Source organism: Streptomyces purpurogeneiscleroticus (assembly GCF_020024005.1).
GTDB classification, from domain to species: Bacteria; Actinomycetota; Actinomycetes; order Streptomycetales; family Streptomycetaceae; genus Streptomyces; species Streptomyces purpurogeneiscleroticus.
This window is the reverse complement of record NZ_NHSG01000262.1, coordinates 1-15428: the sequence shown is the minus strand read 5'-3', so window position 1 is coordinate 15428 and position 15428 is coordinate 1. Positions and strand designations below refer to the sequence as shown.

Annotated in this window: 13 protein-coding genes and 1 riboswitch; of the genes, 7 read left to right on the top strand and 6 right to left on the bottom strand. The window is 74.6% G+C overall.

Annotated elements, in window-relative coordinates:
- The coding region (locus tag CCS38_RS17045) for a VOC family protein (RefSeq protein ID WP_223734130.1) at positions 1-388 on the top strand (388 nt) is incomplete at its 5' end.
- Positions 389-410: 22 nt separating this feature from the next.
- On the opposite strand, the gene CCS38_RS17040 is transcribed toward CCS38_RS17045, so the two are convergent.
- From CCS38_RS17040 to CCS38_RS17030, 3 genes are all read right to left on the bottom strand, one after another.
- Positions 411-2018: a hypothetical protein gene (locus CCS38_RS17040; protein ID WP_223734129.1), complete on the bottom strand. Its 1608-nt coding sequence runs from the start codon at positions 2016-2018 to the stop codon at positions 411-413.
- 202 nt (positions 2019-2220) lie between these two features.
- On the bottom strand, positions 2221-3348 hold the full coding sequence (locus CCS38_RS17035) for an alpha/beta hydrolase (protein WP_223734128.1): 1128 nt from the start codon (positions 3346-3348) through the stop codon (positions 2221-2223).
- A 70-nt stretch (positions 3349-3418) separates the two neighbouring features.
- Positions 3419-4090, bottom strand: coding sequence for a class II aldolase/adducin family protein (locus CCS38_RS17030; protein WP_223734127.1), 672 nt, complete (start codon positions 4088-4090; stop codon positions 3419-3421).
- Positions 4091-4305: 215 nt separating this feature from the next.
- Here CCS38_RS17030 and CCS38_RS17025 point away from each other — a divergent pair, with 215 nt between their 5' ends.
- The 3 genes from CCS38_RS17025 (at position 4306) to CCS38_RS17015 (ending at position 6795) form a co-directional block, all read left to right on the top strand.
- Entirely contained in the window at positions 4306-5082 is a 777-nt protein-coding gene (locus CCS38_RS17025) for a lysozyme (protein ID WP_223734126.1), read from the top strand.
- A gap of 182 nt (positions 5083-5264) precedes the next feature.
- Entirely contained in the window at positions 5265-6515 is a 1251-nt protein-coding gene (locus CCS38_RS17020) for an inorganic phosphate transporter (RefSeq protein WP_223734125.1), read from the top strand.
- A gap of 31 nt (positions 6516-6546) precedes the next feature.
- The gene (locus tag CCS38_RS17015) at positions 6547-6795 is read left to right on the top strand and encodes a hypothetical protein (RefSeq protein ID WP_223734124.1); all 249 of its coding nucleotides are present in this window, start codon (positions 6547-6549) and stop codon (positions 6793-6795) included.
- A 49-nt stretch (positions 6796-6844) separates the two neighbouring features.
- Here the strand turns inward: CCS38_RS17015 and CCS38_RS17010 are convergent, their stop codons facing one another.
- Genes CCS38_RS17010 through CCS38_RS17000 form a run of 3 tightly spaced genes read right to left on the bottom strand, consistent with a single transcriptional unit; the run spans position 6845 to position 11292 of the window.
- Positions 6845-8191 carry an extracellular solute-binding protein gene (locus tag CCS38_RS17010; protein ID WP_223734123.1) on the bottom strand — a complete coding sequence of 449 codons (1347 nt, stop codon included), beginning with the start codon at positions 8189-8191 and terminating at the stop codon, positions 6845-6847.
- Positions 8188-10866 (bottom strand): caspase family protein, encoded by a 2679-nt coding sequence (locus tag CCS38_RS17005; RefSeq protein ID WP_223734122.1) that lies wholly within the window; start codon positions 10864-10866, stop codon positions 8188-8190. Before CCS38_RS17005 ends, CCS38_RS17010 begins: the two co-directional genes overlap by 4 nt.
- Positions 10867-10872: 6 nt before the next feature.
- Complete coding sequence (locus CCS38_RS17000; protein WP_223734121.1) at positions 10873-11292, bottom strand: hypothetical protein; 420 nt, start codon at positions 11290-11292, stop codon at positions 10873-10875.
- Positions 11293-11447: 155 nt separating this feature from the next.
- Positions 11448-11645: riboswitch (cobalamin riboswitch) on the top strand.
- A gap of 137 nt (positions 11646-11782) precedes the next feature.
- On the opposite strand from CCS38_RS17000, the gene CCS38_RS16995 reads away from it, so the two are divergent.
- The 3 genes from CCS38_RS16995 to CCS38_RS16985 all read left to right on the top strand — a co-directional run.
- Entirely contained in the window at positions 11783-12751 is a 969-nt protein-coding gene (locus CCS38_RS16995; RefSeq protein ID WP_223734120.1) for a cobalamin biosynthesis protein, read from the top strand.
- A complete protein-coding gene (locus tag CCS38_RS16990) occupies positions 12748-14277 on the top strand; it encodes a cobyric acid synthase (RefSeq protein WP_223734119.1) in 1530 nt (509 codons plus the stop codon). The genes CCS38_RS16995 and CCS38_RS16990 overlap by 4 nt, the downstream gene beginning before the upstream one ends.
- A gap of 50 nt (positions 14278-14327) precedes the next feature.
- The coding region (locus CCS38_RS16985; protein WP_223734118.1) for a magnesium chelatase ATPase subunit I at positions 14328-15428 on the top strand (1101 nt) is incomplete at its 3' end.

The window sequence follows — 15428 nt, the reverse complement described above, 5'->3', positions numbered from 1 at the left end:
CCCGACCCTGCTCTACACCGACCCCAAGGCCGCGATCGAGCTCCTGACGACCGCCTTCGGCTTCACCAGGGGCGCGCTGTACGAGGACGAGTCCGGCACCGTGCTGCACGCCGAGCTGTCGTACGGCAACGGCACGATCATGATCGGCGCCAAGGGCCGCGGCGGCGTCTTCGCCGAGGCGATGGGCGACGCCGGACCGACCGGCGTCTATGTCGCCGTCGACGACGTCGACGCGCATCACAAGCAGGCCGCCGCGGCCGGTGCGGAGATCCTCGTGCCGCCCACCGACCAGGACTACGGCTCCCGTGACTACGTGGCCCGCGACAAGGAGGGAAACGTCTGGAGCTTCGGCACGTACGCCCCGTCGACCAAGGACGCGGACGCCTGAGAGCCGCGCCCCCGGCCGGCTGTCAGGCGCCGCCCGTGTGGACCTGGAAGGCCGCGCGGCGGACGGCCTTGGCCAGTGCCGGGTCGGGGTGCGCGGCGGCCAGCGCCACGAGGACCTGGACCGTGCGCGGGTGCCCGACGGCGCGTACTTCCTCCAGCAGGCGCGGCACGGAGCCCTGCACGGCGGAGTCCAGGTGCCGTACGAGCAGCCGGCTCTCGCCGTGGTCGGCGACGGCCGCCGCGGTGTCCACCCACAGCCAGGTGGACTCCTCGCGGGTGAGCACGTCCGGCGCGGTCTCCGGGTCGCCACCCTCGTGCTCGACCAGCCACAGCAGGGCGTAGGGGCGCAGGGCCGGCTCGTCGGCCGCGGCCCGTACGGCGGGCTCGGCCGGTGCCCCGACCGCGCGCAGCGCCTCGAAGGCGAGCCCGCGCAGCAGGGCGTCGTCGCCGCGGGCGACCGTCAGCAGCTCCTCGACCGCGCTGCCGGCCGAGCGCGCGGCCAGCCACGCCCGGTACTCGGCGCGGGCGGGTCCCGGGGTGAGCCGCGCGCAGCCGCGCAGCATCGCCTCGGCGGACTGCTCGATGTTGCCGGCGGGGCTCTGCGCGGCCACGCAGATCTGCTCCAGCTTGACCCACACGGCCCAGCTGCCGAGCGGGGTGAGCCGGGCCTGCCGCTCACCGGCCGGTTCGCCGCCCCGCAGCAGTACGGCGGCGTCCCCGGCCGCGCGCGCCCGGGGAGCGCCGTTCCCGCCGCGTACGACGAGCGCGCCGACCGCGGCGAGCGCGCCCAGCGCCCAGTCGAGCAGCTCGGCGGACGACACCTCGGCGCCGTCCGCGTCCGCCGGACCGGTCGCGTCCATCGGACCGGCCGCGTCGTCCGAGGCGGTCGGTCCCTCGGGCGCACGTTCAGTGGCCTGGCCATCGGCATCCGGGGCGGTGCCGGTGGGGTCCTGACCGTCGAGCTCCGCGTCCCGGGCGGTCCCGTCCGGCGCCGGGCCCTCGTACGGCACCTCGCAGCGCTCCGTGCGGAGTTCGGCGATCCGCTGGTCGAGCAGCTCCAGGAGGTCGGCCACCTGGACCGGGCCCGAGGAGAGGTACAGCAGCGACAGCACCTGCGGCAGCGCCTCGATCACCTCGGCGACCGCTCCGGGGCGCGCGGCCTTCGGGGCGGGGCGCGCCAGTGACCAGGCGTCGAAGAGCGCGACCCAGCCGCGCAGCGCCGCCGAGTCGTCGCGGTCCCAGGCGCGCAGCCGCCAGCCCGGGCGGGCCTCCCCGCCGTGCAGCTCGATGAGTCCGGCCAGCCGGGCCCGGTCCCAGTCGGCCCGCACCTGTTCCGGCGTCAGTTCCAGTTCGGCGGCGGCCTCCTCGGCCGCGGCGTCCGGGAGCGAGCCGTCGGGGCCCGCGCACGCGCCCACGCCCTCGCCCCGCGCGCGGTCGGCCCAGCGGGCCACCCGGACGGCGCCCGCCAGTCCGCTGCGCGCCATCCGGGCCAGCTCCGCGGGCGGCGGAGTGCCCTCGGGCGGCCGCGTCGCGGGCCTGGCGGTCCGGGTGCTCACCGCGCGGCGGGCGGCGGCGATCGGTTGTCTGGGGACGAGGCGGAGCCGGGAGTCGCGCGGAGTACGGGACGTCACAGGAGCAGTCTTGCTCTTGTGGGCCCGAAAACCCAATCGGAATGCGGATTGCGTTCTTCGGAAGGTCCGCTCCCGTCCGATCCGCCCATGATCGTTCCCCTGTCTGCGGCACCCCGTGCCAGGCTCTCGGCCCCTCCGTGCCAGGTCCGGCGCACCGGCACGGCCACCCCGCCGGCCGCTGCACCAGCCACTGCACCAACCGTTACATCAACGGCGTCAGAAACCGCCGCAGCGACTCCTCGTACTCCGCGGGCTCGGCGTTCCACATGGCGCCGTGCGGGGCGTCGCTGACGGTGTGCAGGCTGACCAGGTCGGGCCGGGCCGCCTTCAGGCTGCGGGAGGCCCCCCAGGGGGCGATGGTGTCGCCGGGGCCGTGGAAGATCAGCGTCGGTACGGAGAGCAGCGCCGGGTCACGCGCCTCGGCCAGCCGGTCGGAGTGCAGGCCCGTGCTCCCCTCGGCGGCGCGCACGGCCAGCGGCAGCACGGGGCGCGGCACGCGGTGGGCCGCCGCCAGCGCCCGTACCGTCGCCCGCCAGTCCAGTACCGGCGAGTCCAGCACCAGCCCGGCGATCCGGTCGCGCAGTACGGAGTGCGCCGCGGTGTGCAGCGCCATCGTCGCGCCCGTGGACCAGCCGTGCAGGATCACCCGGCGCGCGCCGTACCGCAGGGCGTACCGGATCACCGCGTCCACGTCGCGCCACTCGGTGTCCCCGAGGTGCCCGATGCCGTCCGTGGTGCGGGGCGCGCCGGGGTCGTTGCGGTACGCCGGGGCCAGCACAGGGAAGTGATGGCGCCGCAGGAACGGCATCACGACCATCGGGTGCTCCCGTGTCGTGCCGAGGCCGTGCACGGCGATGACCCAGGTGTCCCGGTCGCCCGGCACGAACCACGTGGGCAGCGCGCCCAGTTCGCCGGGCACGTCCACGTCCGCGCACTCCAGGCCGAGCGCGTCGGAGGGACTGCCGAGGTGCACCTGCGGGGTCAGCCGCAGGCGGGTGCCGCGCGCGAGGGTTCCGTGGGTGATCCGCTCCAGGTGCCGGACGACGGTGTCGGCCTCGTGCGGCTCGTCGTCGCACACCGGGCCGATGACCGCGTGGCAGCCCCGGCCCGTCAGGCCGTACCGGCCGGGCCGCAGCGCGGAGAGGCTGCGGGTGAGCGTGACCCGGTCCGCGGTGGTGGCGTGCACCGTCAGCCGCCCGTCGCCCGGGAACGGCCGGCCGGGGGCGGGTTTCAGCGCGACGTCGCTGGCATACCGGCCGGCCGCCAGCGCGGCCGCTCCGGTACCGATCACGGTGGTGACGGCCGCAGCCGCCGCGGTACCAAGGCGCACCCTCCCCAGTCTGGGGAGCCGGGCGGCGGCTGACCAGTGGGCCGCTCCGGCCGGGTGACGGACCCGGCCGTCAGCCCCGCTGCCCGTACCCCCGCAGCCGCTCGCCCACTTCGGCGAGCTGGCCCTCGGAGAGCAGGGACGGCGTGTGGCCGGGGACGGACGCGGCGGTCAGCCACAGCCGGCACATCCATTCCAGCTGCGCCGTACGGTCGTATGCCTGGTCGAGGGTGTCGCCGTAGGTGAGGGTGCCGTGGTTCTGCAGGAGCACGCCCGTGCGGCCGCGCAGCGCGTGCAGCATGTTGTCGGCCAACTCCTGGCTGCCGTACGTCGCATATGAGGCAACCCGGACGGTACCGCCGAGGGCCGCGGTCATGTAGTGCACCGGCGGGAGTTCGGGGACCAGTGTGGAGACAGCGGTGGCATGCACCGCGTGGGTGTGGACGATGGCGGCGGCACTGGTGTGGCGGTACACCGCGAGGTGCATCGGCAGCTCGCTCGTCGGCTTCAGCGCACCGGCCACCTGCCGCCCGTCCGCCGGGTCCACGGCCACCAGATCGTCCGGCCCGAGCCGGTCGTAGGGGACGCCGCTGGGCGTGACGAGCACCAGCCCGCCGGCACGCACCGAGACGTTCCCCGACGTGCCGACCACCAGCCCGTCGGCCACCGTGCGCCGCGCCGCGGCCACCAGCGCGTCCCACGCCTCCGCCACCTCTCGTACCGGTCCGGACTCCCGCTCCGTCATCCCGCCCCACTCCCTCCTGACGCACCTGGGATCCGCACCGTACCCGCCGTCCCCCGCGCAGCCGCCGCACTGTAAGGCGGACCATTCCCTTCCGGTATCCCCCAAACCGGGATATCTCAGTGATAACCGGTGATTGGCCGGAGGCCACCGTCATCTCGGGATCATCCAATAACCTCTGGATGTTTTGTCATGCACGTCGCCATCCGGGGGGAACCATGGCTCGTGACCACAAAGGTGACCACACTCCGGCCTTACTGCCCCGCCTGACCTCCGCCGCCACCGGAACCGCTCTGGCACTGGCCGTACTGGCCGGTGCCGCGCTCACCGATCTCGCCGCCGCGAGCCCCTCGGCGGCGGGCGGTGTGCCGCACGGCCACGACGTCTCCTCGCACCAGAAGAACGTCGACTGGCCGGAAGCAAGGGCGAACGGCGCGCGGTTCGTCTATGTCAAGGCCACCGAATCGACCTCCTACATCAACCCCTACTTCGACAGGCAGTACCGCGGCGCGCGCCAGGCCGGCCTGCTGCACGGCACGTACCACTTCGCGGTGCCGAACCAGTCCTCCGGCACCGCCCAGGCCCGGTACTTCCTCAGCCACGGCGGCCAGTGGAAGGCGGACGGCTGGACGCTGCCGCCGGCCCTGGACATCGAGAACAACCCGTACAGCAAGAAGCACAAGTGCTACGGCGTGAGCAAGAAGAAGATGGTCCGCTGGATCTGGAGCTTCAGCGACGAGGTCAAGCGGCAGACCGGGCGCCGGCCGGTCATCTACACGACCACCCGCTGGTGGAACACCTGCACCGGAGGCAGCAGCGCCTTCGCGCAGAGCCACCCGCTGTGGCTGGCGTCGTGGCACGGAAGGCCCGGCAAGCTGCCGAAGGGCTGGTCCTTCCTGAGCATCTGGCAGTACTCCAACAAGGGCCGATTCCCCGGCGACCAGAACGCCTGGAACGGTTCGTTCGGTCAGCTCCGCAGGTTCGCGGCAGGCTAGAAAGCGTCCTGCCCGACAGCACGCCTCGGCCACCTCCAGGTGAACCCCGAGTTACTGGTGAGGCGCCTCCGCACGAAATCGGCGGGGGCGTCACCACCAGGCCCGTTGTCGTTCATCTTCCGTTCACCCATCCTCCCTACGGTCGTTCGCGTCACTGACCATCGAACTGATTGCCTGGGTGAATGGAACACATCACGCTTCTCATCGGGATCGTGATCGTCACGGCCTTGGTGTTCGACTTCACGAACGGCTTCCACGACACGGCCAACGCCATGGCCACCACCATTTCCACGGGGGCGCTCAAGCCCAAGACCGCGGTGGCGATGTCGGCGGTGCTGAACCTCGTCGGCGCCTTTCTCTCCGTCGAGGTGGCCAAGACCATCTCCGGGGGCATCATCGACGAAGGCTCCGGCATCCGACCAGAAGTGATCTTCGCCGGCCTGGTCGGCGCGATCGTCTGGAACCTGCTGACCTGGCTCGCCGGCCTCCCCTCCAGCTCCTCGCACGCCCTCTTCGGCGGCCTGATCGGCGCGACCGTGGTGTCCGTCGGCATCAGCGGGGTCAACGCCGACGCGGTCGTCATGAAGGTCCTCATCCCGGCCGTGGCCGCCCCGATCGTGGCGGGCATCGCCGCGACGGCCGCCACCCGGCTGACGTACCGCCTCGCCCGTAACCGCGCCGAGGAGGACACCGCCAAGGGCTACCGCGCCGGGCAGATCGCCTCGGCAGCGCTGGTCTCCCTCGCGCACGGCACCAACGACGCGCAGAAGACGATGGGTGTCATCACCCTCGCGCTGATCACCGGCGGCGCGCTCGCCCCGCAGGCCGACCCGCCCATGTGGGTCATCGCCTCGGCCGGTGTCGCCATCGCCCTCGGCACGTACCTCGGCGGCTGGCGGATCATCCGCACGATGGGCAAGGGCATCACCGACATCCAGCCGCCGCAGGGCTTCGCCGCCCAGAGCAGCGCCGCGGTGACCATCCTCGCCTCCTCGCACCTCGGCTTCGCGCTCTCCACCACCCAGGTCTGCTCCGGCGCGGTCATGGGCTCCGGCCTCGGCCGCAAGGGCGGCGTGGTCCGCTGGTCCACGGCGGGCCGGATGGTGCTCGCCTGGGGCCTGACGCTGCCGGCCGCCGGACTGGTCGCCGCCGGTGCGGCCTTCCTGGCCGGCCAGGGCACCTGGGGCGTCACCACCGTCGCCGTGCTCGGTGTCGTGATCTGCGGCGCCATCTGGGCCGCCTCCCGCCGCAAGCCGGTGGACCACAGCAACGTCAACGACGTCGAGGCCGCCGAGCCGGCCGGTGTCGTCACCACCGCGCTGCAGAGCGTCACCCCGCCCCCCGCGGGGTCGACCACGGCCGGCGACGGGACCATAGAGGGCATCCCGGCACAGTCCACCACCCGCTCCCCCGCCACCTCGGCCGTCCGCTGACGCCGGGCGCTCGAGCTAAGGAACTCACGTCATGAACATCGACTGGGCGGCACTCGGCCAGGTCTTCGGCACCACCCTCGTGGTGACCGTCGCGATGGTGGGCCTCTTCACCCTGGGCATCATGGGCACGTCGCGCAAGGCCGGCCCGGAGGGCGAGGCGGGCACCGCCGCGGCCGTCGGCGGCGGCACCTCCGCCGTGGCCCGCACCGGCGGCTACGCCTGCTTCGCGCTCTGCCTCGCGGCCGTCGGCTACGGCATCTACCTGATCGTCGCCGGCTGACCGGAAGCGCCGCGTCCGTCACCGGACGCCCCGCAGCACCCGAAGGCGCTCAGCGTCCGCGTTCCCCGCGGCCGCTGAGCGCCTTCGTCGCTTCCTCGGCGAGCTCGTCGGCGATGGACGCGTCGTCCTTGCCGGTGAGGTAGTCGAAGACGTACAGCTGGACGACCTTGCTGTACGTGGCGTAGTGCGCGCTGCGCGGCCGGGGCGCGGCGTCCTTGAGCGCGCGGTGCAGCAGGTCCGTGTACGGCGGGCCCTGGCCCGGCGGCGCGCTGCCGGGCCGGGCGCCGTCGCCCTCCTCCCGCCGGGCGTCGTCGGGCGGCAGGTCGCACGGGGGCGCCGTGCCGTCGTACGCCGAGGCACGGGTGGCCGCGAAGCCGCGCTGCAGCAGGCAGTGCTCGCTGCGGGCCGAGGTGAGGGCGGTGATCAGGGAGCGGGCCTCGTCCGGGTGCGTGGCGTCGGCCGCGACGGCGAGGTTCTGACCGCCCAGGACCGTACGGTGCCGGCCTTCCGACGAGCCCGCGGGCAGCTGGGCCACGTCGAACTGCCGGCCGGGTTCGAGCTTCTCGGCGACCGAGGCGTACTCCACCGGCCAGTTCCGCATGAACAGCGCCCGCCCCTCGGCGAACCACTGCCGGCTGGCGGTCTCGTCCATCGCCGTCGCCTCCTGCGGCATGATCGTGCGCAGCCGCTCCTTGAGCGCGTACACGCCCTGCTGCAGCGCCCCGGCGAGATGGGCGGTCCGCTCAGGGTCGCCGCCGGAGGCCCAGACCGACTCCAGGGTGTTGACCGTGAGGCCCTCGTAGGGCCGCAGCTGGGCGACCATGCCGTAGAGCTTCTCGTCCGCCGGGCGGCCGGCATTCTCCTTGGCCATGATCTCCTGCGACCAGGTCCGCAGCTGCTCCCAGGTGTCCGGCGGCCCGTCGTACCCGTACTTCTGCAGCAGGTCGCTGCGGTAGTAGAGAAGTCCGGCGTCCGTGTTGAAGGGGACGGCCCAGACGGTGCCGTCGGAGCCGGTGGTGGCCGTCTTCTTGACGCTGTCGAGGAAGTCGCCGCCCAGCTCCTTGCCCCAGGGCCGGATGATGCCGGCCGCGGCGAACTCAGCGGTCCAGGCCACGTCGATGTTGAGCACGTCGTACCCGCTGTTGCCGGACTGGCCGGCGGCCAGCAGCTGGCTGCGCTGCCCGTCGGCGGTGTCCGGCAGCTTGACGATGCGGACCGTCCTTCCGGTCCGCCGCTCCCACTGGCGGATCAGCTCCCGGCGCACCCCGGTGCTGCTGAGGTCGCTGCCGGTGGCCAGGACGATGTCCCCGTCCGCGGCGGGCGCGGGCCCCGGGTCCGAGCAGCCCGCCGCGAGCAGGCACAGGACGGCGGCGGCCGCCGCGGCCGCGCGCTTCACCGGCCCGCCTCCTGTCCGCCCGTGCCGAAGGAGGCCACCAGTCCGGCCAGGGTGTCCGCGGCTCCCGGGCCGCCGGCCACGCAGTTGCCGCCCGATTCCTCGACCACGTGCCGGACCGGGGCCGCGTCGCAGCCGCCCCGGCCGGTCGCCAGCACCACCACGGGGATCCTGGGACGCGCGGCGAGCGCGTCGGAGAGCGCGTCGCGCGCCGCCGCCGGCCGCTTCCCCGCGCCGTCGTCCTCGTCGAGGACGAGCACCACGGCCTTGGTCCGCTCGGCCGGGCTGTCGCGCAGCCGGTCCAGCGCGGCGGTGAGCGCCTCCTGCATCCACGCCCCCCGGTCGACGAGGCCGCCGTCGTCCCGCTGGAGGCGCGCCAGCAGCTTGCGGCCCGCGGCGGAGTCGGTGCTGCCGGCCCCGACCTTCTCCACCGGGCGCTCGCGGTCACGCGCGACGCTGCCGGGCGCGGGGTACGTCCACAGCCCGTACGTGTCCTTCGGCCCGAGGACCTCCAGGGCGCGGCCGACCGCGTCCGCCGCCCCGGCGATCCGGCCCCCGTCCGCCATGGAGGTGGAGGTGTCGAGGAGGAACAGCAGCTGCCCGGGGCGGTGCGCCGTGTCGTACGCGGCCAGCACCTGGGCGACCCGCCGCTGCCCCGCGGTGTACGGCTCCACGCCGACGTCCGGCAGGACGCCCGCCCGGCTGTCGCGGAGCGGGGAGCCGGTGGGCGGCGGGGCGGCGCGGCCGGCCGCGTTCACCCCGCGGTACCCGGCCTCCGTGAGCACCCGCTGGCCGCCGTCCGGCCGCCGCAGCCAGTCGGCGAACCGCTCCGAGGCGGCCTGCCGGCGGGCGGCGTCGGCGGCCCCCTGCCAGGCCACCCGGATCAGCGGGTGGTCCAGGCCCGGCACGCCGGAGGGGTAGTACGCCTCGTAGCGGTCGTCCTTCTCGGGGACGGTGGCGAGGGCCGGGCAGTTGCCCACCGCGTGGCCGAGGTTGGCGTCGGCGAGGGACTTCTCCGTGACCAGCGGCGCCGCGGTGGCGCGCGCCTTCGCGGCCGCCGAAGCGCCCGGGCGCAGCGAGCAGAGCAGCTCGGCGCTGCCGGCGTACTGGCTGCCCGGCGCCCGCAGCCGGCGCTCGGCGCGCTCGGCCACCTCCGGCCGGGGCGCGCCGCTGTCCGGGCCGACGGGCGCGCCGTCGTCGGCCAGGTAGAGGCCGATGGTGTGCATCAGGCCGATGCCGGACAGCGCGGGACTGGGGCGGAGCAGCCGCAGCTTCCGGTCCTCCGCGTCGTCCAGGATCGCGTGCCAGCCGCTGCCGGCCTGCTCCACGTCGGACAGGCCGCGCGCCGCGGGGACGCCGACGACGAGCGGGGTGAAGGCGACCGGGCCGATCCGGTGCAGGGTGGCGGGCGCGTGCGCGGCCATGCCCTGGCGGACCTGGAGGTAGTCGACGGTCGATTCGGGCACCCACATGTCGGGCTGGGGGCCCGGCCGGTAGAGCGGCTCGATGGCCTGGCCGCCGCTGTCCCCGGGCGGGGCCTCCTCGGCGCCCTCGGCCTCGCCCTGCCAGCGGTCCGCCGCGGCGAAGCCCTGCGCCACCTGGTCCTTGGCGGCGGAGTAGACGGTGATCTGGGTGCGCCGGCAGCCGTCGGGGACGTCGTCCTCGCCCGGCACGGGTTCGGTGTTGAGGCCGGACATCTCGTACGCGAGGGCGGCGGCGCGCAGCGTCGGCTCGGCCTCGGGGGCGGTGAGCAGCCGCAGTTCCTGGGCGGGCGGGCAGCTCTCGGGCGGCCCCAGCGGGCCGGCGAGGACCAGTGCGGTGGCGCCGAGGGCCAGTGCGACGGCGGCGGCGGTCAGCAGCCGTAACCGGCGGTGCGGACGGGAGCGCCACCAGCGCCGGGCCCGGACGGCGAACGGCGTGCGGGGCCGCAGCTCCCGGGTGGCGAAGGAGACCACCACGTCGTCGACGGTGTTCTGCTTGGAGGCGCGCGGCACCCAGGCGCCGCCCTGCGGGGTGGTGCGCCCGGCGAACCGCCGGCGCAGCTCACCGGCGAGGTCCTCGAAGGTGACGCACTCCTTGCCCTCGATGCCGTGTTCGAGGATGTCGAGCACGGCCCGGGTGAAGAGGGTGCCGCCGCCGGGCTCCCTGCCGCTGAAGATGCGGCGGTTCGGCTGGGCGGCCATCAGCAGCGAGACCGGCTTCTCGTGGGTGCGGAAGCTGTCGTCCGCGTTGCCCGCGAAACAGCATTCGAGCACCACGACGACGCGGTCGGCCCGGGACGCCTCCAGCCGCGGCAGGACGTCCTTGGCCCAGGAGACCGCTTCGTGCGAGGCCACCCGGCGCTCGTCCTGCGCCACCCGCGACGAGCCGACCAGCAGGTGCAGATCACTGCCGTCGCGCCGGACCCGGCCGTGCCCGGAGAAGTAGACGAGCAGCAGTCCGCGCGCCTCGCGGGCCGCGGTGCGCAGCTCGGCGGTCAGCTCCTCGGGGGTGTCCGGGCGCAGCGGCGTCACTTCCTGGGGCAGGAAGAGGTCGGTGGCCGGGGCGCAGAGCACGCGGCCCAGTTCGTCGGGGTTGGCGAAGACCGCGTCGAGGTCGTGCAGCCGGGGGTCCTGGTACCGGCTGACGCCGATGATCAGCGCGCGGTTCTGCTTGCCCCGCGCGTCGTAGAGGGGCATCGCCGGTTACTCCGAGCCGACGCGGCCGCCCTGGTCGTCGCGTTCGGTGCGCGGATCGGGGTCGTCGAGGCGGCGGTGTCCGGAGGCGTCGGTGACGTCGAGTCCAGGGGCCTCGCCCTTGGCGGCGGTCTCCCTGCGGTGGGCGAGCCACTCCCGCAGGGCGATGAGGAGCTGCTCGGTCATCGGCGCCGCCACCGCGCCGATGAGGACCAGGACGAGGTCGTCGACGCCGACGGCCATCTCGGGCCCCTGGCCCGCCGCGTCCGCGCCGGTCTCCGCGCCCGGCGCCCGGCGCCAGTCGTGGTTGCCGGGCGTCAGCCAGGACTCGCGCTGCAGCCAGCGCTGGAGGTCCTCCAGATCCTGGCCCCCGTCGTGGGTCCCGGTGACTCTGATGCGTACCTCGTGATGCTGCCGGCTCTCCGTCATCCCGTCCCCCTCCTGCGGCACCTTTGCCATAGGTGCCCCGATGGTGTCGTGCCGGACGTACGGCAGGCAACAGGTCGTCAACACCCGTCCACGCTGTGTCCTTGGCCACAGGCCCTGCCATACGCCCGCGTCGCAGGTCAAGGGTGAGTTGACGGGCATTCGCGGCACGTGGTGGACTGCCCGGTGCCATTCGGCGACAGATGAGGAAGTCCGGTGAGAATCCGGCGCGGTCCCGCCACTGTCACCGGGGAGCGCTCCTCCAGAAGAGGCCACGGCCCGCGCAGACACGGGCTGGAAGGCCGGGGACAGCGCCGATCCGGGAGCCAGGAGACTCTCGTCGCCCGTCACGTCGAGCCAGGGCGCGGACCCTGAGTGAGGACACACGCCATGCCGGGCCCCGAGCCGAGACCCCTGCCTTTCTTTGCCGTACGCCCGGTACGCGACCGCGTGCGGCCGTCCCTCCGAGGCACGACGGCAGGCTGATCCGACGATGCGTGCCGAACACGCCACCTATGCGTGCGGCGCGGCTCTGGGCTTTCTCGGCGACCTGGCCGTGGGCGATCCCCGCCGCGGCCACCCGGTGGCCGCCTTCGGGCGGGCCGCGGGCGCCGTGGAGCGCGGGCTGTGGCGCGATCACCGTGGATACGGAGCGGCGCACACCGCGCTGTGCGCCGGCGGGGCCGCCGTGGGCGCGGTCCTGCTCTCCCGTGCCGTACGCCGCTGCGCCCCCGCACACGTGGCGCTGACCGCCGCCGCCACCTGGGCCGTGCTGGGCGGAACGACGCTGGGCCGGGAGGCGCGCGCCATCGGCGGCGCGCTGGAGGCCGGCGACCTGGACACGGCGCGCGAGCGGCTGCCGCACCTGTGCGGCCGCGACCCGCAGGCGCTGGACGGGCAGCAGATGGCCCGCGCGGTCGTGGAGTCCGTCGCCGAGAACACCTCCGACGCGGTCGTGGGCGCGCTGGTCTGGGGCGCCGTGGGCGGCGTACCGGGGCTGGTCGCCTTCCGCGCGGTCAACACGCTCGACGCGATGGTGGGTCACAAGTCGGCGCGCTACCGCCGGTACGGCTGGGCCTCGGCCCGGCTGGACGACGTGGCGGGCTGGCCCGGCGCGCGGCTGACCGCCCTGCTGGCCACCGTTGCCGGGCCCGACCCGCGCGGCGCGTGGCGCGCCTGGCGGACCGACGGCAAGCGGCATCCGAGCCCCAACGCGGGCCCGGTGGAGGCGTCGTTCGCAGGCGCGCTCGGCGTACGGCTGGGCGGCACGCTCGCGTACGCGGGACGGGTCGAGCACCGGCCGGTGCTCAACGACGGCGCACGCGCGGTCGACGGCGCGGACATCGCGCGCGCGGTGCGGCTGTCCCGCCGGGTGAGCGCGCTGGCGCTGGCGACGACGGTCGGGGCGCGGATCGCCGTGGGCGCGGTCCGCGGCGCGCGGAAGGCGAGGAGATCCCGGTGAGCGGTACGGACAGGACTCTCGCCGGCGGCCTGCTGGTCGCCGGGACGACGTCGGACGCGGGCAAGAGCGTGGTCACGGCGGGCATCTGCCGCTGGCTGGCGCGCAAGGGCGTCAAGGTCGCGCCCTTCAAGGCGCAGAACATGTCGCTCAATTCGTACGTGACGCGCGAGGGCGCGGAGATCGGGCGGGCGCAGGCCATGCAGGCCGCGGCGGCCCGCGTCGAGCCGACCGCGCTGATGAACCCGGTACTGCTCAAGCCCGGCAGCGACCGCAGCAGCCAGGTCGTGCTGCTCGGCAAGCCGGTGGGCGAGCTGAGCGCGCGGGGGTACCACGCCGGGCGCCAGGAGCAGCTGCTCGGCACGGTCACCGACTGCCTCCAGGAGCTGCGCCGTACGCACGACGCGGTGATCTGCGAGGGCGCGGGCAGCCCGGCCGAGATCAACCTCCGCCGCACGGACATCGTGAACATGGGCATCGCGCGCGCCGCGAACCTGCCCGTGGTCGTCGTCGGCGACATCGACCGCGGCGGCGTCTTCGCGTCCTTCTTCGGCACCACAGCGCTGCTGTCCGAGGCCGACCAGGCGCACATCGCGGGCTACCTGGTGAACAAGTTCCGCGGCGACGTGACGCTGCTGGAGCCGGGCCTGGACATGCTCAAGGAGCTGAGCGGGCGGCCGACGCTGGGCGTACTGCCGTTCCGGCACGGGCTCGGCATCGACGAGGAGGACGGCCTGCACGTCTCGCTGCGCGGCGCGGTGCGCGAGAGCACGGTCGCGCCGCCGCACGGCAAGGACATCCTCCGGGTCGCGGTCGCCGCGGTCCCCCTGATGTCGAACTTCACGGACGTCGACGCGCTCGCCGCCGAACCGGGCGTCGTGGTGCGCTTCGTGGACCGGCCCGAGGAGCTGGCCGACGCCGACCTGGTCGTGCTGCCCGGCACCCGCGGGACCGTACGGGCCCTGCAGTGGCTGCGCGAGCGCGGCCTCGCCGACGCGGTCGCCCGCCGCGCCGCCGAGGGCCGCCCGGTGCTCGGCATCTGCGGCGGCTTCCAGATGCTCGCCGAGCACATCGAGGACGAGGTGGAGTCGCGGGCCGGCGCGGTCGACGGGCTCGGACTGCTGCCCGTACGGGTGCGGTTCGCGCCGGAGAAGACCCTCGCGCGGCCCGAGGGCGAGGCGCTGTCCGAGCCGGTGGCGGGGTACGAGATCCACCACGGCGTCGCCGAGGTCCGCGAGGGCGACGAAGCCTTCCTGGACGGCTGCCGCGTCGGCTCCGTATGGGGCACGCACTGGCACGGCTCCCTGGAGAGCGACGGCTTCCGGCGCGCCTTCCTGCGCCGGGTGGCCGCCGACGCGGGGCGCGCGTTCGTGCCCGCGCCGGACACCTGCTTCGACGCACTGCGCGAGGAACAGCTCGACGCGCTGGGCGACCTGATCGAGGAACACGCGGACACCGCGGCCCTGCTGCGGCTGCTCGAGGACGGGGTACCGAAGGGGCTGCCGTTCGTACCACCGGGGGCACCGTGAGCGCGCCCGGCGAGAAGCCAACGAAAGCCACTCGGAGGAGTGATCCGTACGTGAGCACCCGGTATCCGTTCACCGCCGTCGTCGGCATGGACGACCTGCGGCTGGCGCTGCTGCTGAACGCGGTCAGCCCGGCGGTGGGCGGCGTCCTGGTCCGCGGCGAGAAGGGGACCGCCAAGTCGACCGCGGTCCGTGCGCTGGCCGACCTGCTGCCCGACGTCCCGGTCGTCCCGGGCTGCCGCTTCAGCTGCGACCCCACCGCGCCGGACCCGCAGTGCCCCGACGGGCCGCACGAGACCGGTCCCGCCGAATCGCGTGCGGCACGCATGGTCGAACTCCCCGTGGGCGCCTCGGAGGACCGTCTGGCGGGCGCTCTCGACATCGAGCGCGCCCTGTCCGAGGGGGTCAAGGCGTTCGAGCCGGGCCTGCTCGCGCACGCCCACCGCGGCATCCTGTACGTGGACGAGGTCAACCTCCTGCACGATCACCTGATCGACCTCCTCCTCGACGCCGCCGCCATGGGCGCCTCCTACGTCGAGCGCGAGGGCGTCTCCGTACGGCACGCGGCGCGCTTCCTCCTCGTGGGCACGATGAACCCCGAAGAGGGCGAGCTGCGGCCGCAGTTGCTGGACCGGTTCGGGCTGACCGTGGAGGTCGCGGCCTCCCGCGAGCCGGACCAGCGCGTGGAGGTCGTCAAGCGGCGGCTGGCCTACGACGCCGACCCGGCCGGTTTCGCGGCGCGCTGGGCTGCCGAGGAGGAGGCCCTGCGGCAGCGGATCGCCACGGCCCGCGCACTGCTCCCCGACGTGACGCTCGGCGACGCGGCGCTCCGCCAGATCGCCGCGACCTGCGCGGCCTTCGAGGTGGACGGCATGCGCGCGGACATCGTGATGGCGCGTACCGCCACCGCGCTGGCCGCGTGGGCGGGCCGGGACAAGGTGCTGGAAGAGGACGTCCGGCAGGCCGCGCTGCTCGCGCTGCCGCACCGGCGCCGCCGCAATCCCTTCGACGCCCCCGGCCTCGACGAGGACAAGCTCGACCGGACCCTGGACGAGTTCGGCCCCCAGGAGGACTCCCAGGACGACGAGCCCGACCCCGAGCCGCAGGGCCCGGACGACGGGCCGGACGGGCCGGACGGCGGGGGCCCGGACGGG

What these genes read in the sequence shown, in the direction of transcription:
- CCS38_RS17030 (WP_223734127.1), bottom strand. Translation starts at nt 4,090, where the DNA reads ATGACGGAGCGGGAGTCCGGACCGGTACGAGAGGTGGCGGAGGCGTGG.
- CCS38_RS17025 (WP_223734126.1), top strand. Translation starts at nt 4,306, where the DNA reads ATGGCTCGTGACCACAAAGGTGACCACACTCCGGCCTTACTGCCCCGC.
- CCS38_RS17020 (WP_223734125.1), top strand. Translation starts at nt 5,265, where the DNA reads ATGGAACACATCACGCTTCTCATCGGGATCGTGATCGTCACGGCCTTG.
- CCS38_RS17015 (WP_223734124.1), top strand. Translation starts at nt 6,547, where the DNA reads ATGAACATCGACTGGGCGGCACTCGGCCAGGTCTTCGGCACCACCCTC.
- CCS38_RS17005 (WP_223734122.1), bottom strand. Translation starts at nt 10,866, where the DNA reads ATGCCCCTCTACGACGCGCGGGGCAAGCAGAACCGCGCGCTGATCATC.
- CCS38_RS17000 (WP_223734121.1), bottom strand. Translation starts at nt 11,292, where the DNA reads ATGACGGAGAGCCGGCAGCATCACGAGGTACGCATCAGAGTCACCGGG.
- CCS38_RS16995 (WP_223734120.1), top strand. Translation starts at nt 11,783, where the DNA reads ATGCGTGCCGAACACGCCACCTATGCGTGCGGCGCGGCTCTGGGCTTT.